This is a genomic window from Enterobacter cloacae complex sp. IR5418 (assembly GCF_049238105.1).
GTDB lineage: Bacteria > Pseudomonadota > Gammaproteobacteria > Enterobacterales > Enterobacteriaceae > Enterobacter > Enterobacter hormaechei.
Genome location: NZ_JBMKHS010000002.1, coordinates 218,892 through 244,861 on the forward strand (window position 1 = coordinate 218,892; position 25,970 = coordinate 244,861).

The 25,970-nt window shown below is 60.8% G+C and carries 22 protein-coding genes; 13 read left to right on the forward strand and 9 right to left on the reverse strand.

All coding sequences use genetic code 11. The features are described from left to right. The first annotated feature begins 14 nt into the window (after positions 1 to 14). The 3 genes from ACOTX7_RS02710 to ACOTX7_RS02720 all read left to right on the forward strand — a co-directional run bounded on the left by ACOTX7_RS02710 (position 15) and on the right by ACOTX7_RS02720 (position 2,201). The gene (locus ACOTX7_RS02710) at positions 15 to 785 is read left to right on the forward strand and encodes a (S)-acetoin forming diacetyl reductase (RefSeq protein WP_032673599.1); all 771 of its coding nucleotides are present in this window, start codon (positions 15 to 17) and stop codon (positions 783 to 785) included. Positions 786 to 921: 136 nt separating this feature from the next. After that, a complete protein-coding gene (locus ACOTX7_RS02715) occupies positions 922 to 1,395 on the forward strand; it encodes a cold-shock protein (RefSeq protein WP_221257034.1) in 474 nt (157 codons plus the stop codon). A 107-nt stretch (positions 1,396 to 1,502) separates the two neighbouring features. Beyond that, positions 1,503 to 2,201, forward strand: a complete 699-nt coding sequence (locus tag ACOTX7_RS02720; protein ID WP_221813028.1) for a GNAT family N-acetyltransferase — start codon at positions 1,503 to 1,505, stop codon at positions 2,199 to 2,201. 90 nt (positions 2,202 to 2,291) lie between these two features. On the opposite strand, the gene betA is transcribed toward ACOTX7_RS02720, so the two are convergent. Genes betA through betI form a run of 3 tightly spaced genes read right to left on the reverse strand, consistent with a single transcriptional unit; the run spans position 2,292 to position 6,043 of the window. Further along, a complete protein-coding gene (gene betA / locus ACOTX7_RS02725) occupies positions 2,292 to 3,956 on the reverse strand; it encodes a choline dehydrogenase (protein ID WP_221257216.1) in 1,665 nt (554 codons plus the stop codon). 13 nt (positions 3,957 to 3,969) lie between these two features. Continuing rightward, a complete protein-coding gene (betB, locus tag ACOTX7_RS02730; RefSeq protein WP_221257035.1) occupies positions 3,970 to 5,442 on the reverse strand; it encodes a betaine-aldehyde dehydrogenase in 1,473 nt (490 codons plus the stop codon). 13 nt (positions 5,443 to 5,455) lie between these two features. After that, on the reverse strand, positions 5,456 to 6,043 hold the full coding sequence (gene betI / locus ACOTX7_RS02735) for a transcriptional regulator BetI (RefSeq protein WP_003858827.1): 588 nt from the start codon (positions 6,041 to 6,043) through the stop codon (positions 5,456 to 5,458). A 128-nt stretch (positions 6,044 to 6,171) separates the two neighbouring features. Here betI and betT point away from each other — a divergent pair, with 128 nt between their 5' ends. From betT to ACOTX7_RS02765, 6 genes are all read left to right on the forward strand, one after another. Continuing rightward, a complete protein-coding gene (gene betT / locus ACOTX7_RS02740) occupies positions 6,172 to 8,205 on the forward strand; it encodes a choline BCCT transporter BetT (protein WP_006809692.1) in 2,034 nt (677 codons plus the stop codon). Positions 8,206 to 8,342: 137 nt separating this feature from the next. After that, positions 8,343 to 8,627 (forward strand): NadS family protein, encoded by a 285-nt coding sequence (gene nadS, locus ACOTX7_RS02745; RefSeq protein ID WP_221813030.1) that lies wholly within the window; start codon positions 8,343 to 8,345, stop codon positions 8,625 to 8,627. A 202-nt stretch (positions 8,628 to 8,829) separates the two neighbouring features. Then, on the forward strand, positions 8,830 to 9,741 hold the full coding sequence (locus ACOTX7_RS02750) for a metal ABC transporter substrate-binding protein (protein ID WP_221257036.1): 912 nt from the start codon (positions 8,830 to 8,832) through the stop codon (positions 9,739 to 9,741). A 2-nt stretch (positions 9,742 to 9,743) separates the two neighbouring features. Further along, positions 9,744 to 10,550 (forward strand): manganese/iron ABC transporter ATP-binding protein, encoded by an 807-nt coding sequence (gene sitB / locus ACOTX7_RS02755; RefSeq protein ID WP_221257037.1) that lies wholly within the window; start codon positions 9,744 to 9,746, stop codon positions 10,548 to 10,550. Next, positions 10,547 to 11,395 (forward strand): metal ABC transporter permease, encoded by an 849-nt coding sequence (sitC, locus tag ACOTX7_RS02760; RefSeq protein WP_221257038.1) that lies wholly within the window; start codon positions 10,547 to 10,549, stop codon positions 11,393 to 11,395. Before sitB ends, sitC begins: the two co-directional genes overlap by 4 nt. After that, on the forward strand, positions 11,392 to 12,231 hold the full coding sequence (locus ACOTX7_RS02765) for a metal ABC transporter permease (RefSeq protein ID WP_221257039.1): 840 nt from the start codon (positions 11,392 to 11,394) through the stop codon (positions 12,229 to 12,231). Before sitC ends, ACOTX7_RS02765 begins: the two co-directional genes overlap by 4 nt. Here the strand turns inward: ACOTX7_RS02765 and entD are convergent. Both entD and ACOTX7_RS02775 read right to left on the reverse strand, forming a co-directional pair. Next, positions 12,185 to 12,859 carry an enterobactin synthase subunit EntD gene (entD, locus tag ACOTX7_RS02770; protein ID WP_221813032.1) on the reverse strand — a complete coding sequence of 225 codons (675 nt, stop codon included), beginning with the start codon at positions 12,857 to 12,859 and terminating at the stop codon, positions 12,185 to 12,187. The two genes, ACOTX7_RS02765 and entD, sit on opposite strands and share 47 nt — an antisense overlap. Before the next feature lie 61 nt (positions 12,860 to 12,920). Continuing rightward, a complete protein-coding gene (locus tag ACOTX7_RS02775; protein ID WP_221813033.1) occupies positions 12,921 to 15,161 on the reverse strand; it encodes a TonB-dependent siderophore receptor in 2,241 nt (746 codons plus the stop codon). A 145-nt stretch (positions 15,162 to 15,306) separates the two neighbouring features. Between ACOTX7_RS02775 and fes the strand changes: the two genes are divergently transcribed. The 3 genes from fes to entF are packed head-to-tail and all read left to right on the forward strand — an operon-like array spanning position 15,307 to position 20,583. Next, entirely contained in the window at positions 15,307 to 16,506 is a 1,200-nt protein-coding gene (gene fes / locus ACOTX7_RS02780) for an enterochelin esterase (RefSeq protein WP_221257041.1), read from the forward strand. A 10-nt stretch (positions 16,507 to 16,516) separates the two neighbouring features. Next, positions 16,517 to 16,729, forward strand: a complete 213-nt coding sequence (locus ACOTX7_RS02785; RefSeq protein WP_047355409.1) for an MbtH family protein — start codon at positions 16,517 to 16,519, stop codon at positions 16,727 to 16,729. Next, on the forward strand, positions 16,726 to 20,583 hold the full coding sequence (entF, locus tag ACOTX7_RS02790) for an enterobactin non-ribosomal peptide synthetase EntF (protein ID WP_221813035.1): 3,858 nt from the start codon (positions 16,726 to 16,728) through the stop codon (positions 20,581 to 20,583). Before ACOTX7_RS02785 ends, entF begins: the two co-directional genes overlap by 4 nt. An 82-nt stretch (positions 20,584 to 20,665) precedes the next feature. Here the strand turns inward: entF and fepC are convergent, their stop codons facing one another. Genes fepC through fepD form a run of 3 tightly spaced genes read right to left on the reverse strand, consistent with a single transcriptional unit; the run spans position 20,666 to position 23,450 of the window. Next, positions 20,666 to 21,460, reverse strand: a complete 795-nt coding sequence (gene fepC / locus ACOTX7_RS02795) for an iron-enterobactin ABC transporter ATP-binding protein (RefSeq protein WP_221257043.1) — start codon at positions 21,458 to 21,460, stop codon at positions 20,666 to 20,668. Then, on the reverse strand, positions 21,457 to 22,446 hold the full coding sequence (gene fepG, locus ACOTX7_RS02800) for an iron-enterobactin ABC transporter permease (protein ID WP_221257217.1): 990 nt from the start codon (positions 22,444 to 22,446) through the stop codon (positions 21,457 to 21,459). Before fepG ends, fepC begins: the two co-directional genes overlap by 4 nt. Then, positions 22,446 to 23,450 (reverse strand): Fe(3+)-siderophore ABC transporter permease, encoded by a 1,005-nt coding sequence (fepD, locus tag ACOTX7_RS02805; RefSeq protein WP_221257044.1) that lies wholly within the window; start codon positions 23,448 to 23,450, stop codon positions 22,446 to 22,448. Before fepD ends, fepG begins: the two co-directional genes overlap by 1 nt. A gap of 108 nt (positions 23,451 to 23,558) precedes the next feature. Here fepD and entS point away from each other — a divergent pair, with 108 nt between their 5' ends. After that, a complete protein-coding gene (gene entS / locus ACOTX7_RS02810) occupies positions 23,559 to 24,785 on the forward strand; it encodes an enterobactin transporter EntS (RefSeq protein WP_221257045.1) in 1,227 nt (408 codons plus the stop codon). A gap of 77 nt (positions 24,786 to 24,862) precedes the next feature. Here the strand turns inward: entS and fepB are convergent, their stop codons facing one another. Continuing rightward, entirely contained in the window at positions 24,863 to 25,822 is a 960-nt protein-coding gene (gene fepB / locus ACOTX7_RS02815; RefSeq protein ID WP_221257046.1) for a Fe2+-enterobactin ABC transporter substrate-binding protein, read from the reverse strand. Positions 25,823 to 25,970: the final 148 nt, after the last annotated feature.

Genomic DNA, 25,970 nt, shown 5'->3' on the forward strand with positions numbered 1-25,970 from the left:
ATAAGGACAGAGAAATGCAAAAAGTGGCTCTCGTAACCGGCTCCGGCCAGGGGATTGGGAAAGCGATCGCGCTTCGCCTGGTGAAGGATGGTTTTGCCGTTGCTATCGCGGATTATAACGAAGAGACGGCGAAAACCGTCGCGGATGAGATCACCCGCAACGGCGGGAAGGCTGTCGCCGTGAAGGTGGACGTCTCTGACCGCGATCAGGTGTTTGCGGCGGTGGAAAAAGCCCGTACCGCGCTGGGTGGCTTCAACGTCATCGTCAATAACGCCGGGGTCGCGCCGTCCACGCCAATCGAATCCATCACCCCGGAAATTGTCGACAAGGTTTACAACATCAACGTGAAAGGGGTGATCTGGGGCATTCAGGCCGCGATTGACGCCTTTCGCAAAGAGGGGCACGGCGGCAAAATCATCAACGCCTGCTCCCAGGCGGGCCACACCGGTAACCCGGAGCTGGCTGTCTACAGTTCCAGCAAGTTCGCGGTGCGTGGCTTAACCCAGACCGCCGCGCGGGATCTCGCCCCGCTGGGGATCACTGTTAACGCCTACTGCCCGGGGATCGTTAAAACGCCGATGTGGGCAGAAATCGACCGTCAGGTCTCCGAGGCGGCGGGTAAACCGCTCGGCTACGGAACGGAAACCTTTGCCAAACGCATTACGCTTGGCCGTCTGTCCGAGCCGGAAGACGTGGCCGCCTGCGTCTCTTACCTCGCCGGACCGGATTCCGACTACATGACCGGCCAGTCCCTGCTGATTGATGGTGGGATGGTGTTTAACTAAATACCAATACTAAAAAGCTCTGACATGAACTTTCCCCTGCGCCCGTGCAGGGGCTTTTTTTTGTCTCCTCAGCCATTGTGCATTACACTGCGCGCTGCAAAACTTTAGTCTTAAGATCTGACAGGCGGTAACAGCGATGAACGGTACAATCACAACGTGGTTTAAAGATAAAGGCTTTGGATTTATCAAAGATGAAAACGGCGACAACCGCTATTTTCATGTGATTAAGGTCGCCAACCCTGAACTGATTAAAAAAGATGCGGCGGTGACCTTCGAGCCAACCACCAACAACAAAGGCCTTTCCGCGTATGCGGTGAAGGTGATCCCGGAGAGCAAGCACCTCTATATTGCGGGCGAGCGCGTGAAGCTCACCTCAATCAAGTCCTTCGTGGTGTTCAGCGAGGAAGAGCCGGTTGACACCAAAATCGACAAAGAGAATGCGGTGCTGTCGGTGGGGCTGCTGATGAACAGCATCAAGCCGAAAACCGAGAAAAAGCCGGGCGAAATGCGCACGGTGAAGAAGCTGGCGATCACCACCTTCCAGAATACGACCATGATCTTTACCGAAGATGAAATCGACATCGACGCCACGGTGAAGCTGCTGAAGTAATCTTGTGCCGGGTGGCGGTTGCGCCTTACCCGGCCTGCACGTTCTCTCTTTTCGCCCGCTTTTTAACCTGCTATAACAAACTCCTTACCTTTCAGGGAGTCATTGCCGTGCCCGAAATCAATCAACATGGTCAAACCGTTAACGATATCGTCCCGGACTGGAAATGCGCCCGCGCGTTAACCCGCACCCCGCTTACCGGCCAGTATTGCCGCCTCGAGCCGCTGGATGCCGATCGTCATTCGGCTGATTTATACGAGGCCTACGCGCTGGGGGATGACAGCGACTGGACGTGGCTGGCCAGCACTCAGCCCATGAGCGTTGAGGCTACCGCGCACTGGGTGCTTGGAAAGGTGCTGGATGATGACCTGGTGCCCTTTGCCGTCATCGATTTACGCACTGAAAAAGCGGTAGGCCTGGTCTGCTATATGGCGATAGAGCGCTTTCAGGGCTCGGTGGAAATCGGCCACGTCACCTGGTCGCGCAGAATGAAGGGCACGCGCGTGGGGACTGAAGCGGTGTGGCTGCTGCTGAAAAATGCCTTTGAGCACAAGTACCGTCGGCTGGAGTGGAAGTGCGATTCGATGAATATCGCCTCACGCAACGCGGCGGAGCGGCTGGGGTTTGTCTGGGAAGGTCGCCTGCGCCAGAAGCTGGTGCGCAAAGGCCGCAACCGCGACAGCGATATGCTTTCGATTATTGACCGCGAATGGCCGCAAAGGTATGCGGAACTGCGCGCCTGGCTGGCAGCGGAGAATTTTGACGAACAAGGGCGGCAGATTAAAAGGCTTGAGGCATTTCGGCAGTAAAAGACTCCAGCCCTCTCCCCAAAGGGGGAGGGTGTCATCGTCCCCTCTCCCCTTTGGGGAGAGGGTTAGGGTGAGGGGGAAAAACGCACCTTAACGGCGAACCGGCGCCCCATCCGCCACATAATACGCTGCCGTGCTCTTCGCCAGCGGCGCGCGCCCGCGAATGGCGTCGGCAACTTTCTCACCGATCATAATGGTCGTGGCGTTCAGGTTGCCGGTAATAATCTGCGGCATAATCGACGCATCCACCACGCGCAGCCCTTCCAGCCCGTGAACCCGGCCTTCGCCGTCGACCACCGCCATTTCGTCGTAGCCCATTTTGCAGGTGCCGCACGGGTGGAACGCGGTTTCGGCGTGGTTGCGCACGAACTCGTCCAGCTGTTCGTCGGTCTGGCATTCGACGCCCGGGCTGATTTCACGACCGCGATACTTGTCCAGCGCAGGCTGGTGCATGATCTCGCGGGTGATGCGGATCGCGTCGCGGAACTCCTGCCAGTCCTGCTCGTGGGACATATAGTTGAACAGAATGGCCGGATGCTGGTGCGCATCGCGGGATTTAATGCGCACGTGTCCGCGGCTCGGCGAGCGCATGGAGCCGACGTGGCACTGGAAGCCGTGCTCTTTTACCGCGTTCGAACCGTTGTAGTTAATCGCCACCGGCAGGAAGTGATACTGAATGTTCGGCCACTCGAACTCTTCGCGGCTGCGGATAAACCCGCCCGCTTCGAAGTGGTTGCTTGCGCCCACGCCGGTGCCGCCAAACAGCCACTCCGCGCCAATTTTCGGCTGGTTCCACCATTGCAGGGCGGGATAGAGGGAGATCGGCTCCTTACATTCATACTGAAGGTACATTTCCAGATGATCCTGCAAGTTTTCCCCTACGCCGGGTAAATCATGTACCAGCGGGATATCAAACTGCTTCAGCAGTTCAGCGTTACCCACGCCGGAGCGCTGGAGGATCTGCGGGGAGGCAATAGCGCCTGCGCACAGCAGGACTTCTTTGTTGGCTGTCGCTTTGGAGGGAATGGTGCTTTCGCCCTCCAGCCACTCGACGCCCACCGCGCGCTTGCCGTCAAAGATAATATGATCGGTCATGGCGTGGGTGCGGATGGTCAGGTTCGGGCGCGGTTTCGCCTGGTCGAGATAACCGCGCGCGGTGCTGGCGCGTCGGCCCTGTGGCGTGACCGTGCGATCCATCGGGCCGAAGCCTTCCTGCTGATAACCGTTCAGATCGTCGGTGCGCGGGTAGCCCGCCTGCACACCCGCCTCTACCATCGCTTCAAACAGCGGGTTCACGCCCGGTTTGGAGGTGGTCACGCTCACCGGACCGTCGCCGCCGTGGTAGTCGTTCGGCCCCACGTCGCGGGTCTCGGCCTTGCGGTAGTAGGGCAGGCAGTTGAGGTAGCTCCAGTGCTCCAGACCCGGTTCTTTCGCCCAGTTGTCCAGATCCATCGCGTTGCCGCGCACGTAGCACATGCCGTTAATCAGCGACGAGCCGCCCAGCCCTTTGCCGCGTCCGCACTCCATGCGGCGGTTATTCATGAAAGGCTCTGGCTCGGTTTCATACGCCCAGTTGTAGCGTTTACCCTGCAACGGGAAGGCCAGCGCGGCAGGCATCTGGGTGCGGAAGTCAAAGCGGTAATCCGGCCCGCCCGCCTCAAGCAGCAGGACGGTGGTGTTCGGATCTTCAGTCAGTCGTGTCGCCAGAACGTTGCCGGCAGAGCCGGCCCCGATAATGATGTAGTCAAAATGCAAATAAACCTCCCGGTTAAAATATGGACTGGAATTTACCCATCTCAACCTGGATGGACTTTACCTGGGTGTAACTCTGAAGCGTCATGACGCCGTTCTCACGGCCAATACCGGAGTGTTTGTAGCCGCCCACCGGCATCTCCGCGGCGGATTCGCCCCAGGTGTTGATCCAGCAGATGCCCGCTTCGAGCTGATGAATGGCGCCGTGGGCGCGGTTCAGGTCGGCAGTGACGATGCCCGCCGCCAGACCGTAGTCGGTGTCGTTGGCGCGGCGAATGGCTTCTTCATCGCTTTCATAGGTGAGGATGGACATCACCGGGCCGAAAATCTCTTCGCGCACGATGGTCATCTCGTCGGTGCAGTCGGTGAACACGGTCGGGGCAACCCACGCGCCGTTGTCAAAGCCGTCACCCTTCAGCACGTCGCCGCCACACAGCACGCGCGCGCCTTCCTCTTTGCCTTTGGCGATGTAGCGCATCACGCTGTCGCGGTGCGGGAAGCTGACCATCGGGCCGAAGTTGGTGTTTTCATCGAACAGATCGCCCGCGCGGATGCGGCCCACGCGCTCAACGATTTTCTGCTCAAATGCGGCCTTCGATTTTGCAGGCACGAACACGCGGGTGCCGTTGGTGCACACCTGGCCGGAGCTGAAGAAGTTCGCCATCATGGCGATGTCCGCCGCGAGATCCAGATCCGCATCGTCAAAAATAATCAGCGGGGATTTGCCGCCCAGCTCCATCGTCACCTCTTTCAGGGACGAGGCCGCCGAATTCGCCATCACCTTTTTGCCGCTGGCGACGCCGCCGGTAAAGGAGACTTTGGCGATGCCGGGATGCTCGGTGAGGTACTGGCCGGTCTCCGCGCCGACGCCCGGCAGGACGTTAAACACGCCGTCCGGCACGCCCGCTTCGGTGTAGATCTCCGCAAGCTTCAGGGCGGTGAGCGGGGTGACTTCGCTCGGCTTGAAGATCATCGCGTTGCCCGCCGCCAGCGCCGGAGCGGATTTCCACAGGGCGATCTGGATCGGGTAGTTCCACGCGCCGATGCCCGCCACCACGCCCAGCGGTTCGCGGCGCGTATAAACGAATGAGGTCTCGCGCAGCGGGATCTGGCTGCCTTCCAGCGCCGGGATCAGCCCCGCGTAGTACTCCAGCACGTCCGCGCCGGTGACGATGTCGACGGTTGAGGTTTCGGAATACGCTTTACCGGTGTCGAGGGTTTCCAGTTTCGCCAGCTCGTCGTTGCGCTCGCGCAGGATATCGACGGCGCGACGCAGGATGCGCGAACGATCCATGGCGGTCATCGCCGACCAGATTTTTTGCCCGCGTTTTGCGCTTTCCACGGCGCGATCGACATCTTCGCATCCGGCAGCCTGAACGCTCGCCAGAACTTCACCGTTCGCCGGGTTGATGGTCTCGAAGGTGCGACCGCTGGTGGCGGATGTATAACCACCATTGATATAAAGCTGCTGTTCTGCCATTCGGGACATAAATTCTCCTCGGTTAGTCGGTCGGTAAATGCTGGCTGATAAAGTGGCTGGTGAGCGACTGGGCCAGGGTTTTATCCAGCGGTTTGCCGCTCAGCGCAGCGCGCAGCCACAGCCCGTCGATCAGCGCGGCGAGGCCGTAGCCCGCCTCTTCAGCCTGTTCACGCGGCAGCTCGCGGCGGAACTCGTACACCAGGTTTGAGAGCAACCGGCGGCTGCTGACCTGCTGCAAACGGTAGAGCATCGGCTGATGCATGCTGCTCGCCCAGAAGGCCAGCCAGGCCTTCATCGCTGCGCCGCTGACCTGGGTTTCATCAAAATTGCCGCCGACGATCGCCTGCAAACGCTGCTCTGCGCTGCCGTCTGGCAGGGCGCGTAAACGGCTTAATACCGCATCGCGCAACTGACCGGTGATGTCGCGCATGGTCGCTTCCAGCAGACCGTTTTTGTCTTTGAAGTAGTGGCTGATGATCCCCGTGGACACGCCCGCCCGACGGGCGATTTGCGCGATGGTTGCGTCATGCATTCCCACTTCATTTATTGCTTCCAGCGTGGCGTCGATAAGCTGCCTGCGCCGGATCGGCTGCATCCCCACTTTGGGCATTTTTGCCACTCCATTCATCAGCGTTGGTAATACATTAAAGCGGTTTTTGATTGGACGTTCAATATAAAATGTGTCTTAATTGTTACGATTTTGGATTTCAATAGTTACAAAAACAGTGGGGATACTGGATGACAGACCTTTCACAGGACAGAGAAAAAGACAAAATCAACCCGGTCGTTTTTTATACTTCCGCCGGGCTGATTTTGTTGTTTTCCCTGACAACGATCTTCTTTCGTGATTTTTCTGCCGAGTGGATTGGGCACACCCTGAACTGGGTGTCGAAGACCTTCGGCTGGTACTACCTGCTGGCGGCGACGCTTTATATCGTCTTCGTCGTCTGCATTGCCTGTTCGCGCTTTGGGTCGGTGAAGCTCGGGCCGGAGCAGTCCAAGCCCGAGTTCAGCCTGCTGAGCTGGGCCGCGATGCTGTTTGCCGCGGGCATCGGCATCGACCTGATGTTCTTCTCCGTGGCGGAACCGGTCACGCAGTATATGCAGCCGCCGGAAGGGGCAGGGCAGACCATGGAGGCCGCGCGCCAGGCGATGGTCTGGACGCTGTTCCACTACGGCCTGACGGGCTGGTCAATGTACGCCCTGATGGGCATGGCGCTCGGATACTTTAGCTATCGTTATAATTTGCCCCTTACCATCCGCTCCGCGCTCTACCCGATCTTCGGTAAAAAAATTAACGGTCCGATTGGTCACACGGTCGACATCGCGGCGGTGATCGGCACCATCTTCGGCATCGCGACCACGCTCGGGATTGGCGTGGTGCAGCTCAACTACGGGCTGAGCGTGCTGTTTGATATCCCGGATTCGATGGCGGCCAAAGCGGCGCTGATTGCGCTGTCGGTGATCATCGCCACCATTTCGGTGACGTCTGGCGTGGATAAAGGCATCCGCGTGCTCTCCGAGCTGAACGTGGCGCTGGCGCTGGGCCTGATCCTGTTCGTGCTGTTTATGGGCGACACCTCATTCCTGCTCAATGCCTTAGTGCTGAACGTGGGCGACTATGTGAACCGCTTTATGGGCATGACGCTGAACAGCTTCGCCTTTGACCGTCCGGTGGAGTGGATGAACAACTGGACGCTGTTCTTCTGGGCGTGGTGGGTGGCGTGGTCGCCGTTTGTCGGCCTGTTCCTGGCGCGTATTTCACGCGGGCGCACTATCCGTCAGTTTGTGATGGGCACGCTGATCATCCCGTTCACCTTCACCCTGCTGTGGCTGTCGATTTTCGGCAACAGCGCGCTGCATGAGATCATCCACGGCAACGCGACCTTTGCCCAGGAAGCGATGGCGCACCCGGAGCGCGGCTTCTACAGCCTGCTGGCGCAGTACCCGGCGTTCACCTTTAGCGCCTCTGTGGCAACCATCACCGGCCTGCTGTTTTACGTCACCTCGGCAGACTCCGGCGCGCTGGTGCTGGGGAACTTCACCTCGAAGCTGAAGGACATTAACAGCGACGCGCCGAACTGGCTGCGCATCTTCTGGTCTGTCGCCATTGGCCTGCTGACGCTCGGCATGCTGATGACCAACGGCATTTCGGCATTGCAGAACACCACGGTGATCATGGGACTGCCGTTCAGCTTCGTGATCTTCTTCGTGATGGCCGGGCTGTATAAATCGCTTAAGGTGGAAGACTACCGCCGCGTCAGCGCCAGTCGCGACACCGCCCCGCGTCCGCTGGGCGCGCAGGACAGGCTGAGCTGGAAAAAACGCCTCTCGCGCCTGATGAACTACCCGGGCACGCGCTATACCAGCCAGATGATGGAGACGGTGTGCTTCCCGGCGATGGAAGAGGTGGCGCAGGAGCTGAAGCTGCGCGGTGCTTACGTGGAGCTGAAAAACCTGCCACCGGAGGAGGGCGAAACCCTGGGGCACCTGGATCTGCTGGTGCACATGGGCGACGAGCAGAACTTTGTCTATCAGATCTGGCCGCAGCAGTATTCGGTGCCCGGGTTCACCTACCGGGCGCGCAGCGGGAAGTCGACCTACTACCGGCTGGAGACCTTCCTGCTGGAGGGCAGCCAGGGGAATGATCTGATGGATTACAGCAAGGAGCAGGTGATCACGGACATTCTGGACCAGTATGAACGGCACCTGAACTTTATCCATCTGCACAGGGAAGCGCCGGGGAACAGCGTGATGTTTCCGGATGTTTAAAGTTTGATCTGAATAAAGCGCATGAAAGTACAGGGCCAGATTGTTATGAATCTGGCCCTGTACTTTTCGAATAGAGCTTATTATATCTTTAACTAAGAGTGTACTATGTACACCTTTATGTTATTCCGAGGTATAAAATGAGCATCTATGATGAACTCAAAACTTCGCTTGAAGAAGCCGTTGAGATCCACAGCAGAAGGAAAGCAGCTTCCAGAGTAACCCGCTATGAAATTGCTGATGTGCGCGCCATTAGAGAGCAACTCAATATCACGCAAAGCGAAATGGCGAAGGCGCTTGGCACGAGCGTCGATACGATAAAAAGCTGGGAGTCCAAACGCCGTAACCCAACCGGGCTGGCGGCGAAGGTACTTAACGTGATTCGGGAGAATCCTGCGTTTTATAAGGCCCTTGCCGGGCAGTAGGCAGCCCTCTTGCCGGGTGGCGCTGCGCTTACCCGGCCTACAATCTGCTTTACCGTAGGCCTGATAAGCGAAGCGCCATCAGGCACGCCCTTCATTGACACAACTTTAATGATAACTATTTTCATTTAAATATAGCCTGTGCTATACCTTATAGCACGGGCTAATTTTGCTTTGAATTTAATCACCTCAGGAGACTTCTGCGATGCATCCACGGCAAGGATTGAAGCGTCTGTTGCTCGGCGCGCTGCTCATGACCGCGACCACCACGGGCGCGCTGGCGGCTGAAAAGTTCCAGGTTATCACCACTTTTACCGTCATTGCTGATATGGCGAAAAACGTGGCGGGGGATGCCGCAGACGTCACCTCCATCACCAAACCGGGCGCGGAAATCCACGAGTACCAGCCCACGCCGGGGGATATCAAACGCGCGCAGAAGGCGCAGCTGATCCTGGCGAACGGCATGAATCTGGAGCTGTGGTTCCAGCGTTTTTATCAGCATCTGAACGGCGTGCCGGAGGTGATTGTCACCAAAGGCATTACGCCGATGGGGATTAGCGAAGGGCCGTATAACGGCAAGCCCAACCCGCACGCGTGGATGTCGCCGGACAACGCCCTGATTTATGTCGATAACATCCGCGACGCGCTGGTGAAGTACGATCCGGCCAACGCGAAGACGTACCAGCGCAACGCGGAAGCCTACAAGCAGACGATCACCGCTACCCTCGAACCGCTGCGTAAGCAGGTCGCGGCGATCCCGGAAGACAAGCGCTGGATGGTGACCAGCGAAGGCGCCTTCTCCTATCTGGCGCGGGATCTTGGAATGAAGGAGCTTTACCTCTGGCCGATCAACGCCGATCAGCAGGGCACGCCCCAGCAGGTGCGCAAGGTGATCGATCTGGTGAAAAAACATCACATCCCGGCGGTGTTCAGCGAAAGCACGGTCTCAGATAAGCCCGCCCGTCAGGTGGCGCGGGAAACCGGCGCCCACTATGGCGGTGTGCTGTACGTTGACTCCCTGAGCGCGGAAAACGGCCCGGTGCCGACTTATATCGATCTGCTGAACGTCACCACCCGCACGCTGGTGCAGGGCATCCGTGACGGGATGAAGGAGTAACCATGCAGAAGGGGATTGTTGTCTCAGACGTAACCGTGACCTACCGCAACGGCCACACGGCGCTGCGCGACGCATCGTTCAGCGTACCGGGCGGATCGATTGCCGCGCTGGTGGGGGTGAACGGATCCGGCAAGTCAACCCTGTTTAAGGCGGTGATGGGCTTTGTGCGGGCGGCGAGCGGCACTATCTCTATTCTCGGGCTGCCGCCTCACCGGGCGCTGCGTCAGAACCTGGTCGCCTACGTGCCGCAGTCGGAAGAGGTTGACTGGTCGTTTCCGGTGCTGGTTGAAGACGTGGTAATGATGGGCCGCTACGGGCATATGGGATTTCTGCGTCGGCCCAGAGATCGCGATAAGCAGATCGTCACCGACGCCCTGAAGCGCGTGGATATGCTCGGGCTGCGCCATCGGCAGATCGGCGAGCTGTCCGGCGGGCAGAAGAAGCGGGTGTTTCTGGCGCGGGCGATTGCCCAGCAGGGTGAGGTGATCCTGCTCGACGAGCCGTTTACCGGCGTGGACGTCAAAACCGAAGCCAGGATCATCAGCCTGCTGCGGGAGTTGCGCGACGAGGGCAAAACCATGCTGGTCTCGACCCACAACTTAGGCTCGGTCACAGAGTTTTGCGATTACACGGTGATGGTCAAAGGCACCGTGCTGGCGAGCGGCCCGACGGACACCACCTTTACCGCCGACAACCTGGAGCGCGCCTTCAGCGGCGTGCTGCGCCACGTGGTGCTCAGCGGCTCGGAAGATCGCATTATTACCGACGACGAGCGCCCCTTCGTGACGCACCGCCAGGAGGCCAAATGAACGCGCTTCTCGAACCCTTCGGCTACGAGTACATGCTCAACGCGATGTGGGTCTCGGCGATGGTGGGCGGGCTGTGCGCGTTTCTCTCCTGCTATCTGATGCTCAAAGGCTGGTCGCTGATCGGCGATGCGCTGTCGCACTCCATCGTGCCCGGCGTGGCGGGCGCTTACATGCTCGGGCTGCCGTTTTCGCTGGGGGCGTTTTTATCCGGCGGACTGGCGGCGGGCAGCATGCTGTTTCTCAACCAGCGCAGCCGTCTGAAAGAGGACGCCATTATCGGGCTGATCTTCTCCTCCTTTTTCGGGCTGGGGCTGTTTATGGTCTCGCTCAACCCGACCTCGGTGAACATTCAGACCATCGTGCTCGGCAATATCCTCGCCATTGCGCCGGAAGATATCGTCCAGCTGGCGATTATCGGCGCGGTGTCGATGGTTATCCTGCTGCTCAAATGGAAAGATCTGATGGTGACCTTTTTTGATGAGAACCACGCCCGCGCCATCGGCCTGCGTCCGGAACGCCTGAAAATTCTCTTCTTCACGCTGCTGGCGGTCTCTACCGTGGCGGCGCTGCAAACCGTCGGCGCGTTTCTGGTGATCTGCCTTGTGGTCACGCCCGGCGCGACCGCGTGGCTGCTGACCGATCGCTTTCCGCGCCTGCTGATGATTGCCGTCGCCATTGGCAGCATCACCAGCTTCCTCGGCGCGTGGGCCAGCTATTACCTGGACGGCGCGACAGGCGGCATTATCGTCGTTGCCCAGACGCTGCTGTTCTTATTGGCATTTGTGTTTGCGCCGAAGCACGGGCTGCTTGCCAGCCGCCGTCGCGCGCGGGAGGCGCAGCCATGATGACGCTGCTTCTTGAGCCCTTCCAGTTTGCGTTTATGAACAACGCCCTGCTGGTTTCACTCCTGGTGGCCGTGCCCTGTGCGCTGCTCTCGGTTTTTCTGGTGCTCAAAGGCTGGGCGCTGATGGGCGACGCCATGAGTCATGCGGTGTTTCCCGGCGTCGTGCTGGCGTGGATGATGGGCCTGCCGCTGGCGCTGGGCGCGTTTGTGGCTGGTTTGTTCTGCGCGGTCGCCACCGGATACCTGAAGGACAACAGCCGCATTAAGCAGGATACGGTCATGGGGATCGTCTTTTCCGGCATGTTCGGTGCCGGGCTGATCCTCTACATCGCCATCAAACCCGAGGTGCATCTCGACCACATCCTGTTCGGCGATATGCTGGGCATAAACGGCATGGACATTCTGCAAAGCGGTCTGGTGGCGGGGCTGATTGCGCTGGTGATTGGCCTGAAGTGGCGGGACTTTCTGCTGTTCTGCTTTGACTATCAGCAGGCGCAGGCGAGCGGGCTGCGCACCCGCTGGCTGCACTACGGCTTACTGTGCATGGTCTCGCTGACCATCGTCGCGACGCTGAAGGCGGTGGGGATCATTCTCTCAATTTCACTGCTGATCGCCCCCGGCGCGGTGGCGGTGCTGATCACCCGACGCTTCCACATGGCGCTGCTGGTGGCGGTCGCCGTTTCAGCACTGGTGTCGGTCAGCGGCGTGTATGCGTCGTTTTATCTCGACAGCGCGCCTGCGCCGACCATTGTGGTCCTGTTCGCGATGGTGTTTATCGTGACGTTTGCCGTTACCAGCGTGAAGGCTCGTCGCCAGGAGCGTGTGACAGCAGGGTGATGACCTGTTCGCCGTGCAGCTGCCAGTGCAGGGTGAAGGTGGCGCCTTCGTTAAAGACTGCAAGTTGACGGGTCAATACCAGCGTAATCGTCTGTGCGTCGAGCGCCGTTACGCGGGCGCAGTCAAAACCCATATATGATTTCACCCGCGGAAAGAGGGCCTTGAACAGGCTCTCTTTGGCGCTGAACGCCAGCGTCAGGGCGAGGGCAAACGGGTATCCCGTACGGGTAAGTACACGTTCTTCCTGCACATCGACGATCCCATCCTTTATTTCTCTGGCTTCGTATTCGGGCAGGATCGTTTCGCAATCAATGCCGATAAGCGCCTGTCGATCGCGGACCACCACTGCCATGGCCTGCGTGCCGCTGTGGGTGATGCTGCCGGAAACGCCGTCCGGCCAGAGCGGTTCCCCGCTGGGGCCGATGCCGGGAACGGGGCGATCGTTCAATGCATGTGCGGCGGCGATGCGGCCTGCCAGGTGGTCGGCCTTGCGTTTGCGTCCGGCGTCAGCGAGCAGTGCGTGATGGGGGAGCCAGAGGAGATCGGCGTCGGTAAAGGTGGCGGAGTCGAAGGTGATGCGGTGGAGGGTGTGGCCGGCGAGAGAAAATGTGCTGTGGGTGGTGTGCATGGTTTTTCCCTCACCTTGACCCTCTCCCCGGAGGGGAGAGGGAAGGATTGACTTCAGTGCCTTAAAAACGCGTATTGACGCTCATGTACCAGGTGCGACCCGGTTCATTATACGTATACGCACCCGCACCGTACATATACGCACCGGTGGTGGCATTTCCGGTCGTCTGGGCATTACCCGCGCGCCACTGGCGCTTGTCGAAGACGTTGTCCACGCCGCCGGTCAGGCTGACGTTTTTGGTCACGTCCCAGGTCGCGCTCAGGCCAACGATGCTGTACGGGCTGACTTCGTCTTTCTCAGACCCGGTCACCGGCTGGCCCTTGTAGTTGTATTTCTTCGGCTGCTGCTTGCCGTACCAGGTGAAGGTCGACTGCAATGACACATCCTGGCGTACCTGCCAGCTCAGGGTTGAGTTCAGCGTGTACTCCGGGATGATCGACAGACGGTCGCCGGTCTCCTTGTTCTTGCTTTGCAGCATGTAAGTGATGTTGTTGGTCCAGTTAATCGTGTCGCTGACCGGCACGTTCAGGGAGCCTTCCAGACCTTCCACCACCGCCTTCGGCACGTTTTCCCACTGGTAGATATCGGTGGTGACTTTGCTGGTGGACGTCTGGCCAATCGGCGCGTAACCCGCTTCAATCTTGTTGCGGTAGTCGTTGCGGAACCAGGTCACGCCCGCCAGCCAGCCGTCGCGTTTCCACTCCAGGCCGATCTCTTTGTTGATGCTGGTTTCGGCTTTCAGATCGTCGTTACCCATCATGTAGCAGCCCACGCCGTCGGAACTGGCGTAGCAGCCCTGGCCTTTACTGTAGAGCAGGTAGTTCGGGTTGGTCTGGTACAGGCTTGGTGCTTTATAGGCGCGCGCAATGCCCATCTTCAGGGTGAAGTCATCGCCCAGACCTTGCGACAGGTTGAGCGACGGGCTCCAGTTATTGCCGACAATAGTGTGGTGATCGAAGCGCAGGGCAGGGGTCAGCATGGTGCTGTCGGTCAGCTCCATGTTGTTTTCAGCGAACAGGGAGAAGATCTCCGCTGAGGTGTACGGGCTACGGTCTTCGCTCATGCCCGGGATGGTGCCGCCCTGCTGGGTTTGCGAGAACGAGATGGAGTCCTTCATCCGCTGCTGGTTCCACTCGGTACCCAGCGTCAGGTTCTGGTTAACGATGAAATCAATCGGCAGGTTGATTTCACTGTGCAGCATCACGTCTGCCAGATCGGTGTCGGTGAATTTATTGCTGTTGAACAGGCCTTCCGTCCCGCCCGCCAGCCCTTCGCCCAGGCGGGAGTTGCGGGTGTGCTCGTACTGCGCCCAGTTGCTGGTGGTGATGCCGTTATCCCAGCCGCCATTCCAGGTCACCGCGAAGTTCTGACGATAGATACGGTTAGTCTCTTTACCGTAGTTTTTCTTCACCAGCGCGTTGTCGTTGTTGGTGTTCTGCGTATCGCCCGCATACAGGTTGTTCTGGCGGCTGTAGCCTGCCTCAAACTCCAGCGACTGCATAGGCGCGAAGTCCCAGCGCACCACGCCGTTGATGTCTTTGTTCTCTACACCTTCACGGCCTGCGGGCAGGGTGTTGGCGTAAGCGCCCGTGCGTTCGGACTGGTGACCCTGGTTGATGTCCCACGCGTCGGCCTGGGTTTTGTCCAGGTTACCGAACATACGGAAGCTGAAGTCGCCGCCCAGCGGACCGCTCAGGCTGAAGTTGGTGCGTTTGGTGGAACCTTCGTCTTTATGTTCAGGCGCGTTCAGGTAGGTGTTCCAGGAGCCGTGCCACTGGTCGTCGAATTTTTTGGTGATGATGTTTACCACGCCGCCTGCCGCGCCGTTACCGTAGCGGGCCGCAGCCGGGCCGCGGATCACTTCGATGCGTTCGATCATCTCCGGCGGCACCCAGCCGGTATCACCGCGCGTATCGCGCTCGCCACGCCAGCCCAGACGGATGGAGTTGCGGCTGGTGACCGGCTTGCCGTCGATCAGGATCAGGGTGTTTTCCGGGCCCATGCCGCGAATGTCAATCTGACGGTTGTTCCCGCGCTGGCCGCTGGTGGAGTTGCCGGTCAGGTTAACGCCCGGCATGGTGCGGATGATTTCCGCCACGTCCCGCGCGGGCGGGTTTTTGCGGATTTCATCGGCGGTGATGGTCGACACGCCCGGCGCCTGCAAATTCTGCTCGGCGGCGGTGATCACCATGGTGTCTTCGTGCTGCGCGGAGGCGGTGTTGTCGTCTGCCATGGCGGGCAGCGCGACGCCATAAATCCCTAAATTGACCAGCAAGGCCAGAGAGTGAATCTTCTTATTCATTGTACGTCCCGCTTTTATGGTTATTTATGAACGCGCTTCCCACAGCGCGGGCAATACGCTATTGCAAATGCAAATAGTTATCAATAATATTATCAATAAAATTTGCTCTGAAACAAAAAAGACTGTGAAACATGGGGTTATAAGGGTGACGGCGTTAACAACCGGAAGTGAAGCGTGGTGGCAGGCGAAAAACGGGCCGGAATGGGAACGTCATCAGGAAAACTATCGCGTCACTTTCTGGTGGCGGGACCCGGCAGGCACGCAGAAAACATCCACGGTGAAACGCGTCTGGCTCTACGTCACCGGCGTGACCGATCACCATCAGAATGCCCGTCCGCAGTCCCTTGAACGCATCCCGGATACCGACGTCTGGCAGTGGCAGGGGGAGTTCAGCCCCGAATGGCGCGGCAGCTACTGTTTTATCCCCTCCGATAATGAAAATGATTTTGCCGATGCCGTGTTTGACGGCGCGCAGCCGGACCGCATGGCGCTGCGCGAAGGCTGGCGTAAGCTGCTGCCGCACGCGGTGTCCGACCCGCTGAATGCCCAGAGCTGGCGCGGCGGGCGCGGGCACGCCGTCTCGGCGCTGGAGATGCCGGAGGCACCCGTACAGCCGGGCTGGAACCATCCCGATGCCCCTTACAAAAAGCCTGTCTGCATTGAGTGGAACAGTGCGCGTCTGAAGAACCGTCGCCGCGTGTGGATTTTTACCACCGGGGATGACCGCCCCGATCGCCCGCTGGCGGTGCTGCTCGACGGGCAGTTCTGGGCCGAAAGCATGCCCGTCTGGCCTGCGCTGGCGTCACTCACGCGCGACGGCAAGCTGCCGCCTGCGGTCTATGTCTTAATCGACGTGATTGACACCGCGCACCGCAGCCGCGAGTTGCCGTGTAACCCCGATTTCTGGCTGGCGGTGCAGGAAGAACTTCTCCCGCAGGTAAACAACATTGCCCCGTTCAGCGACCGCCCCGACCGTACCGTGGTGGCAGGCCAGAGCTTCGGCGGGCTTTCTTCCCTCTACGCGGGCCTCAACTGGCCGCAGCGTTTTGGCTGCATCCTTAGCCAGTCCGGATCCTACTGGTGGCCGCACCGCGGCGCACCGCAGGACGGGCTGCTCATCGAACAACTCAAAGCGGGTGAAAAAACCGCTCGCGGGCTGCGCATCGTCCTTGAGGCCGGGCGCAACGAGCCGCTTATCTTACGCGCAAACCAGGCGATCCTCGCCGAACTACACACGCAGCAGTCGGTTTTCTGGCGTCAGGTTGACGGCGGACACGATGCGCTTTGCTGGCGCGGTGGGCTGACGCAGGGGCTGATGACCCTCTGGCAGCCGCTTATTCATTAACGGAGTCTGTATGGAATTCAGCAATCCTTTCGATAATCCGCAGGGACAGTTCGCCATTTTGCAAAATGACCACGGGCAATACAGCCTGTGGCCGCAGCAGTGCGAGCTGCCCGCGGGCTGGCGCGTGGTCTGCGAACCGCAATCTCAGGAGGCGTGCCAGCAGTGGCTGGCAGAATACTGGCAGACGCTTGAGCCGTCTTATTTTGCGGGGGAGCGCGCATGAACCGTCTTCCTCTCGTCGCCGCCCAGCCGGGGATCTGGATGGCAGAGCAGCTTTCCTCCCTGCCAAACGCCTGGAGCGTGGCGCACTATACCGAACTGAAAGGCGCTATCGACGCACCATTGCTGGCAAAAGCGATTGCTGAAGGCATGATGCAGGCCGACACCCTGCGGATGCGTTTCACCGAGGATAACGGCGAGGCGTGGCAGTGGGTTGATGAGGCCATGATCCTGCCGGAGCCGTCCATCGTTCACGTTGACTCCCACGACGCCGCCGTGGCGCTGATGGAGGCCGATCTCAACCAGAATCTGCGCGTCGACAGCGGTCAGACGCTGGCGTTTCACCAGTTGATTCAGGTGGGCGAAAGTCACTGGTACTGGTATCAGCGTTATCACCATCTGGTGATAGATGGCTTCAGTTTCCCGGCTATTACCCGTCAGATCGCCGCCATTTACGCCGCGTGGCAGAAAGGTGAACCGACGCCTGCCTCCCCGTTTACGCCGTTTGCCGAGGTGGTGGAGGAGTATCAGCGCTATCGCGACAGCGAGGCATACGCGCGTGACGGTGCCTTCTGGGCCGAACAGCGCAGGCAGTTGCCTTCTCCGGTCTCGCTCTCTTCCGCGCCGCTGCCGGGACGCGCCGCCACCACCGACATCCTGCGCCTGAAAATTGCAATGGACGCTCGCGCCTTTAGCCAGATTGCACAGGCGGCAGGGCAGGTGCAGCGCACCGATCTGGCCCTTGCGCTGGTGGCGCTGTGGCTGGGCCGCCTGACCGGACGGCTGGATTACGCCGCCGGGTTTATCTTTATGCGCCGCATGGGGTCTGCCGCGCTGACCGCGACCGGCCCGGTGCTCAACGTCCTGCCGCTGGCGGTGAACATTCATCCGCAGGAGAGCCTGCCGGAACTGGCGCTGCGCCTGGCGAACCAGCTGAAAAAAATGCGCCGCCATCAGCGTTACGACGCCGAGCAGATCGTGCGCGACAGCGGGAAGGCCGCGGGCGACGAAGCCCTGTTCGGTCCGGTGCTGAACGTCAAAGTGTTTGATTATCAGTTGGATCTCGACGGCGTGGAGGCCATCACCCACACGCTGGCGACCGGCCCGGTAAACGATCTCGAACTGGCGCTGTTCCCGGACGAGCAGGGCGGATTAAGCATTGAGATCCTCGCCAATAAGCAGCGTTACGACGAGGCGACGCTGAAGCGTCACGCGGCGCGCCTGAACGCGATGCTGACGCAGTTTGCCGCCAGCCCGAACCTGCGCTGTGGCGATGTGGAAACCGTATCGGAGCAGGAATATCAGCAGCTGGCGCGCATCAACGATACCGGGCTGGCGCTACCGTCCACCACGCTGGCGGATCTGGTGGCGGAGCAGGCAGGCAAAACGCCGGACGCCCCCGCGCTGGCGGACGCCCATATTGAACTCAGCTATCGTCAGATGCGCGAGCAGGTGGTCGCGCTGGCAAACCTGCTGCGCGCGCGCGGCGTGAAGCCGGGCGACAGCGTGGCGGTGGCCCTCCCGCGCTCGGTGTTTCTGACCCTGGCGCTGCACGGCATTGTTGAAGCAGGGGCCGCGTGGCTGCCGCTGGATACCGGCTACCCGGACGACCGTCTGCGGATGATGCTGGAGGATGCCAAACCTTCGTTGCTCATTACCACCGACGAGCAGCTCTCGCGCTTTAGCGATCTGCCTATTCCTGCTTTTAGTTACAATATACTATTGCCGACCACCGATGCTGAACCTCTGCGGCTGGCGACGCCGGAGCAGACCGCGTACATCATCTTCACCTCCGGTTCGACGGGACGCCCGAAAGGCGTGATGGTCGGGCATACCGCCATCGTTAACCGCCTGAAATGGATGCAGGATCATTACCCGCTGGATGCGACGGATGTGGTGGCGCAGAAAACGCCGTGCAGCTTTGACGTGTCGGTGTGGGAGTTCTGGTGGCCGTTTATCGTCGGGGCGAAGCTGGTGATGGCCGAGCCGGACGCGCACCGCGATCCGCAGGCGATGCAGAGCTTCTTCGCAGAATATGGCGTAACCACCACCCACTTCGTGCCGTCGATGCTGGCGGCGTTCGTCGCCTCGCTGACGCCGGAAAACGTCGACTGTTGCAGGACGCTGAAGCAGGTGTTCTGTAGCGGCGAGGCGCTGCCAACGGCGCTGTGCCGCGAGTGGGAGCAGCTCACTCATGTACCGTTGCACAACCTCTATGGCCCAACCGAAGCGGCGGTGGACGTCAGCTGGTATCCGGCATTTGGCCCTGAACTGGCGGCGGTGGAGGGCAACAGCGTGCCGATCGGCTTCCCGGTGTGGAATACGGGGCTGCGCATTCTGGACGCGATGATGCGCCCGGTGCCGTTTGGCGTGGCGGGGGATCTGTATCTCACCGGCATTCAGCTGGCGCAGGGGTATCTGGGCCGTCCGGACCTCACCGCCAGCCGTTTTATCGCCGATCCGTTCGCCCCCGGCGAGCGCATGTACCGCACCGGCGACGTTGCCCGCTGGCTGGACAACGGCGCGGTGGAATATCTGGGCCGCAGCGACGATCAGCTCAAAATTCGCGGTCAGCGCATTGAGCTGGGCGAAATTGACCGGGCGATGCTCGCGCTGCCGGATGTGGCGCAGGCCGTGGCCCACGCCTGCGTGTTCAACCAGGCCGCAGCCACGGGCGGGGATGCCCGCCAGCTGGTGGGCTATGTGGTTTCCGAATCCGGCTTACCGCTGGATCGCGATGCGCTGCTGGAATCACTTAAAGCCCGGCTGCCGCCGCATATGGTGCCGGTGGTGGTGCTGCAAATCAGCGCGCTGCCGCTCAGCGCCAACGGCAAGCTGGATCGCAAGGCGCTGCCGCTGCCGGAGCTGACCAGTAAAACCTCCGGCCGCGCGCCGGAGACGGAAACCGAAGTCGCCGTCGCAAAGGCGTTTTCTCTCCTGCTGGGCTGCGCGGTGAACGATATCGAAGCCGACTTCTTTGCCCTCGGCGGTCACTCGTTGCTGGCGATGCGCCTCGCGGCGCAGCTCAGCCGCGCGTTTAACCGCAAGGTCACGCCGGGGCAGGTTATGGTCGCCTCGACGGTGAGCAAGCTCAGCGCGCTGCTGGACTCGCAGATGAGCGACGAGCAGGCGCAGCGTCTGGGGTATGAAGCCCTTCTCCCGCTGCGTGAAAGCAGCGGCCCCACGCTGTTCTGCTTCCATCCGGCGTCCGGCTTTGCCTGGCAGTTTAGCGTGCTGGCGCGCTACCTCAGCCCGCGCTGGTCAATCATCGGCATTCAGTCTCCCCGACCTGACGGGCCGATGCAGCAATGTGCGGATCTGGATGGGGTCATTGAGCACCACCTGGCTACGTTGCGTAAGCAGCAGCCGCAGGGGCCGTATTATCTGTTCGGCTATTCCCTCGGCGGCACGCTGGCGCAGGGCATTGCGGCGCGTCTGCGCGAGCAGGGTGAAGCGGTGGCGTTCCTCGGCCTGCTGGATACCTGGCCGCCGGAAACCCAGAACTGGTCGGAGAAAGAGGCCAACGGCCTCGACCCGGAGGTGCTGGCGGAGATCGAGCGCGAGCGTCAGGCGTTTATCGCCGCCCAGCAGGGGCAGGGCTCCGGCGAGTTGTTTAACGCCATTGAAGGCAACTACGCGGACGCGGTGCGGCTGCTCACTACGGCGCACAGCACGCGATTTGACGGCAAAGCGACGCTGTTTGTTGCCGAGCGCACGCGAACGATGGATCCGCATGTTGCGTGGTCGCCGTGGGTGAGTGAGCTGGAGGTGTACAGTCAGGACTGCGCCCACGTGGATATCATTTCACCGCAGGCGTTTGAGAAGATAGGGCCGGTACTGAAGGAAATTTTAGGATAGTGCAAATGCCCGGTGGCGCTGCGCTTACCGGGCCTACGGGAGCAAAATGTAGGCCGGGTAAGGCGTAGCCGCCACCCGGCAATTACCGCCGACCTAACGGCACCACCAGCGGCGTACCCGCCACCGGATCGTCGATAATCATGCAGCGCATGCCGTAGATCTGCGCGATCAGATCCGGCGTCACAATCTCCTTCGGCGCGCCCTGCGCCACAATTTCGCCGTCTCGCAAGGCAATCAGATGCGTCGCGTAGCGGCATGCCTGGTTTAAATCATGCAGCACCGCCGCCAGGGTATACCCCTGCGTGCGGTTCAGCTCGCTCAGCAACTCCAGCAGGTCAATCTGATGGCTGATATCGAGCCAGGTCGTTGGCTCGTCCAGCAGCATAATGGCGGTTTCCTGCGCCAGCACCATGGCGATCCACGCCCGCTGGCGCTGTCCGCCGGAGAGGGTGTCCACGCTTTGCTGCGCGAGATCGGTGATCCCCGTCGCCTGCATCGCGCGCTTCACCGCCTCGTCGTCCTCTTTGCGCCAGCGGGTAAACAGCGGCTGGTGCGGGTAGCGTCCGCGCGAGACCAGCTCCTGCACCGTAATGTCTCCCGGCGTGGTGGCGTTTTGCGCCAGCAGACCAATTCGGCGCGCCACCTCTTTGCTGGCGAAGCGCTGGATCTGCTCCCCGTCGAGATACACGCTGCCCTCAACCGGCGACATCAGGCGGCTCAGCGTGCGCAGCAGTGTCGATTTGCCGCAGCCGTTCGGGCCAATAATGGCGGTGAAGTGGCCGTCCGGAATGGCGACGGATAAGTCACGGGCAATGATTTTTTTGCCGTAGCCGAGGGTCAAGTTTTCGCCGCGCAAGCGGGTGGTTGAATCTGTCATTTCTTGCGTGACTCCTGAACGAGCAAGACGATGAGGTAAATCCCGCCGAGGCTGACGGTTACCACGCCCACCGGCAGTTGATAAGGCATAAACAGCCGCTGGGCGCAGAGATCGGCAGCCAGCAGCAGCAGCGCGCCGCACAGCGCCGCCTGGGTTAATCCCCAGCGCGCCGTACCGCTAAGACGCCGCGCGATATGCGGCGCGACAAGGGCGATAAACGAGATCGGCCCGGCGATGGCGGTAGAGGCGGCGGTCAGCAGTACGGCGACCAGCATCAGCAGCAGGCGCGAACGCTCGACACTCACGCCCAGCGCGCAGGCGCTGTCGTCGCCCATCTCCAGCAGGCGCATGCGCCGCACCAGCAGCAGCGCGCCGATAAACATCAGCACTATCAGCGGTGCGGCGGGCCAGGTTTTGCCCCACGTCAGGCCGTTGAGGGAACCGGCGTACCACAGCCCGGCGGAGAGCGCGGTTTCCAGCGACGCCTGCAACAGAAGCCAGGTGTTAAAGGCCATCAGCATGGCGCGGATGCCGATGCCGATGATGATCAGGCGGAAGGTGTCGATGCCGTTGCGCCAGGCCAGCGCCCAGATAAGCAGGGAGGTGAGAATGCCGCCCGCCATCGCCGTAAAGGTGATCGCCGTCAGATGCTGCCCGAACAGCACCATCGCCACCAGCACGCCGCTCCACGCGCCGGTATTCAGGCCCATCACGTCCGGGCTGCCCAGCGGGTTACGCATCAGCGACTGGAATATCGCGCCGCTGACCCCGAGCGCCGCGCCGACCAGGATCGCCATCGCCACGCGCGGCAGTCGCCACTCCGTCACCACCATGGTGATGTTGCGCGGCGCGCTGCCAATGAGGGCGTTAAATACCTGCGCAAAATCGAGCGTCACCGCGCCGCTTTGCAGGCTCCAGACCGCCAGCAGCAGACTGGCGACGACCAGCAGGGAGACGCTGGTGAGTAAACGACGGGATGGAGCCATCATGCGCTACCTCCCGGTCTGCGTCGTACCAGGAAGATCAGCACCGGCGCGCCGATAAAGGCGCTGACCACCGAGACGCGCAGTTCACCCGGCACCAGCAGGCGGCCCAGTACGTCGGCAAACAGCAGCAGGGCAGGGGTCGCCAGCAGCGTGACCGGCAGCGACCAGCGGTGATCCGCCCCCACCAGCCAGCGCGCCATGTGCGGCATCATCAGGCCGATAAAGGCAATGGGACCGACCACGGCGGTCGCGCTGCCGCACAGCACCGTGATGGCGAGCAGACCCGTCAGCTGCGTGCGCGCCACGCGGTTGCCGAGGGCGGTCGCGGTGTCGCTGCCGAGGCTCAGGCTGTTCAGCGATCGGCTTAAAAAGAGCGCCACGGCGGCGGCGACAATCACCGGGATCACCACCACGTTTAAGGTTTCAAGGGTACGAATATCCAGCGAACCAGCCTGCCAGAAGCGCAGCTGGTCATACACGTCCGGGTTGAGCAGGGCGATGCCGTTGGACAAGCCTTCCAGCACCGCCGCGAGCGCCACGCCCGCCAGCGTCAGACGTACCGGGCTGAGCTGACCGCCGCCCTGACTGCCGGTAAACGCGACCACCAGCGAGGCGGCCAGCGCGCCGCAAAAGGCCATCACCAGCTGTTCAGAGGGCGACGTCAACCCGAACAGCGCCGCGCCGAGCACAATGGCAAAGCTGGCACCGCTGTTCACGCCGAGAATGCCGGGGTCCGCCAGCGGGTTGCGGGTGAGGGTTTGCATCAGGGCACCGGCAAGGCCGAGCGCGCCACCGGCCAGCAGTCCGGCAAGGGTGCGGGGCAGGCGCGCGTCGAGCACGATGGTGCAGTCGGCGCTCTGGCAGGAACCGGAGAGCGCATCAACGATAACGGACGCGGGCAGCGGCTTCGCGCCGACCAGCAGGCTGAGTGCAATCGCAAGGATTAGCAGTAGCAATAACGCGGGCACGGCAACGGCGCGCACCGCAGAAGAGGAAAACGACATAGCAACATCCATGATTTGATAATGATAGTGATTATCGTTATCTATCTTATTTGGCTATGTTAGCATGTGCGCCCATGGAATGGGTAGAATTAGACTCAAGGCTTTGTCATGAATCAAAAATCCTGGCTGCTCAACCTCAGCCTGCTGAAAACGCACCCGGCGTATCGCGCCGTTTTTATCGCTCGCTTTATTTCCATTTTGTCCCTCGGCCTGCTCGGCGTCACCGTGCCGGTACAGATCCAAGCCATGACCCACTCCAGCTGGCTGGTGGGGTTATCCGTCACCTTAACCGGCGGGGCGATGTTTATCGGCCTGATGGTCGGCGGCGTGCTGGCGGACCGCTACGAGCGTAAGAAGCTGATCCTGCTGGCGCGCGGCACCTGCGGCGTGGGCTTTATCGGGCTGTGCCTGAACGCCATGCTGCCGGAGCCGTCGCTGATTGCCATTTACGCGCTGGGCCTGTGGGACGGCTTTTTTGCCTCGCTGGGCGTGACGGCGCTGCTGGCGGCCACGCCCGCGCTGGTCGGGCGCGAAAACCTGATGCAGGCGGGGGCGATTACCATGCTCACCGTGCGCCTCGGGTCGGTGATTTCGCCGATGGTCGGCGGGCTGTTGCTGGCGACCGGCAACGTGGCGTGGAACTACGGGCTGGCGGCGGCGGGAACATTTATCACCACCCTGACCCTGCTGCGTCTGCCGCTCCTGCCGCCTCCGCCGCAGCCGCGCGAGCATCCGCTGAAATCGCTGATGGCTGCGATTCGTTTTCTGTTCAGCAACCCGCTGATAGGTGGCATTGCGCTGCTCGGTGGATTGCTGACGATGGCAAGCGCGGTGCGCGTGCTCTACCCGGCGCTGGCGGGGGAGTGGCAGATGAGCGCCTCGGAGATTGGCGTGCTGTACGCCGCCATTCCGCTCGGTGCGGCCTTCGGGGCACTCACCAGCGGCAACCTGGCGCAGAGCGCGAGACCGGGATTGATTATGCTGCTTGCCACGCTGGCCTCGTTTATCGCCATTGGCTTTTTCAGCCTGATGCCGGTGTGGGCACTGGGGGTAATGTGTCTGGTGATTTTCGGCTGGCTGAGCGCCGTCAGTTCGCTTTTGCAGTACACCCTGATCCAGACCCAGACGCCGGAAGGGATGCTCGGGCGCATTAACGGCCTGTGGACCGCGCAGAACGTGACGGGCGATGCGATCGGCGCGGCGATCCTCGGCGGGCTGGGGGCGATCATGACCCCGGTGGCCTCGGCGAGCAGCAGCGGGTTTGTGTTAACTGTTATTGGCGTGATTTTATTGGCGGTATTGGTGGAGTTGCGTCGGTTCAGGCAGCCCCTGTAGGTCGGGTAAGGCGTAGCCGCCACCCGACAAAACGCCCGGTGGCGCTGCGCTTACCGGGCCTACGGGGAATGTGCCACTTATTTAAAAATTGAATTCAAACGCTGCAACACCAACATCGCACTGTAATAATCCAGGCGGAACGTCTCGGTTCCCAATGCCCAGACGCGTTTGTTCTTCACCGACGGCAGATGCGCCAGCAGCGGATTAGCGTAAATCGCATCCACATCTTTCTGGTCGCCCGCAAACACGAACAACCCTTCGCCGTTCAGCCCCGTCGCCAGATTTTCCCCGCCCAGCTGAATGATGTCGTGGCGCTTGCCCTGGCTTTTCGAGGTGTGCAATCCCTCAGGTAATGCCGCCAGCGCAAAGCCCAACTGGTGCAGCAGCTTGCCCTGCGCCGATTCCGCGGTCCACAGGTTCGCCGTGTGCGCGGCGGCGGTGTAGACGATGGCGTTCACCGGCTGCGGCGGCAGTTTCATCTGCTGTTTCACCTGGGCGAGCTGTTTATCAAAGGCAGCGATGCGTTCAGCGGCCTGTTTTTCGTGCCCGGTGATCGTCCCCAACTGGGTGAGCAGTTCCTGCCAGCTTTTGTCGTCGTAGTTAATGATAAGCGTCGGGGCGATGGCGGAAAGCTGATCGTACAGCGCCAGCGCGGAATCCCCGCCGGTGGCGCTGATCAAAATCAGGTCCGGCATCTGGGCCGCGACCGCTTCGGCGCTCGGCTCGCCGATGTACAGCCGGGCAACATTACGCTGTTTTGCAATATCCCCCCATTGGCGCAGGAAGCCCTGCGCATCCGCCACGCGGTTGTTCGGCGTGGTCGCACCGCTGGCAATGACCGGCGCGTCAATCGCCAGCAGAGAGCCGGTTAAGGTCACGCTGGTGGAGACAATGCGCGTCGGTTTGCTTTCAAGCGTATACACACCGCGGCTGTCGGTGACCTGGCGCGGCCAGTCGGCGGCGACCGCTGAGGTTAGTCCTAAAACAAAAAGTCCTGTCAGAAGAAGGGCATTGCGGCAAACGGCAGGGAGTTTCACAGAGCGGCATCCTGTTTTTATTTAAGATAATGCTTCTCATTTTCATGGTTGCGGGGAAGGGATGCAAGCGTTTGTCACACAAGTTAGTTGCCCGATGGTTGACAGCGGGGCGCTGTGGGATTAGGTTAGCCGACGAAAATATAAATGA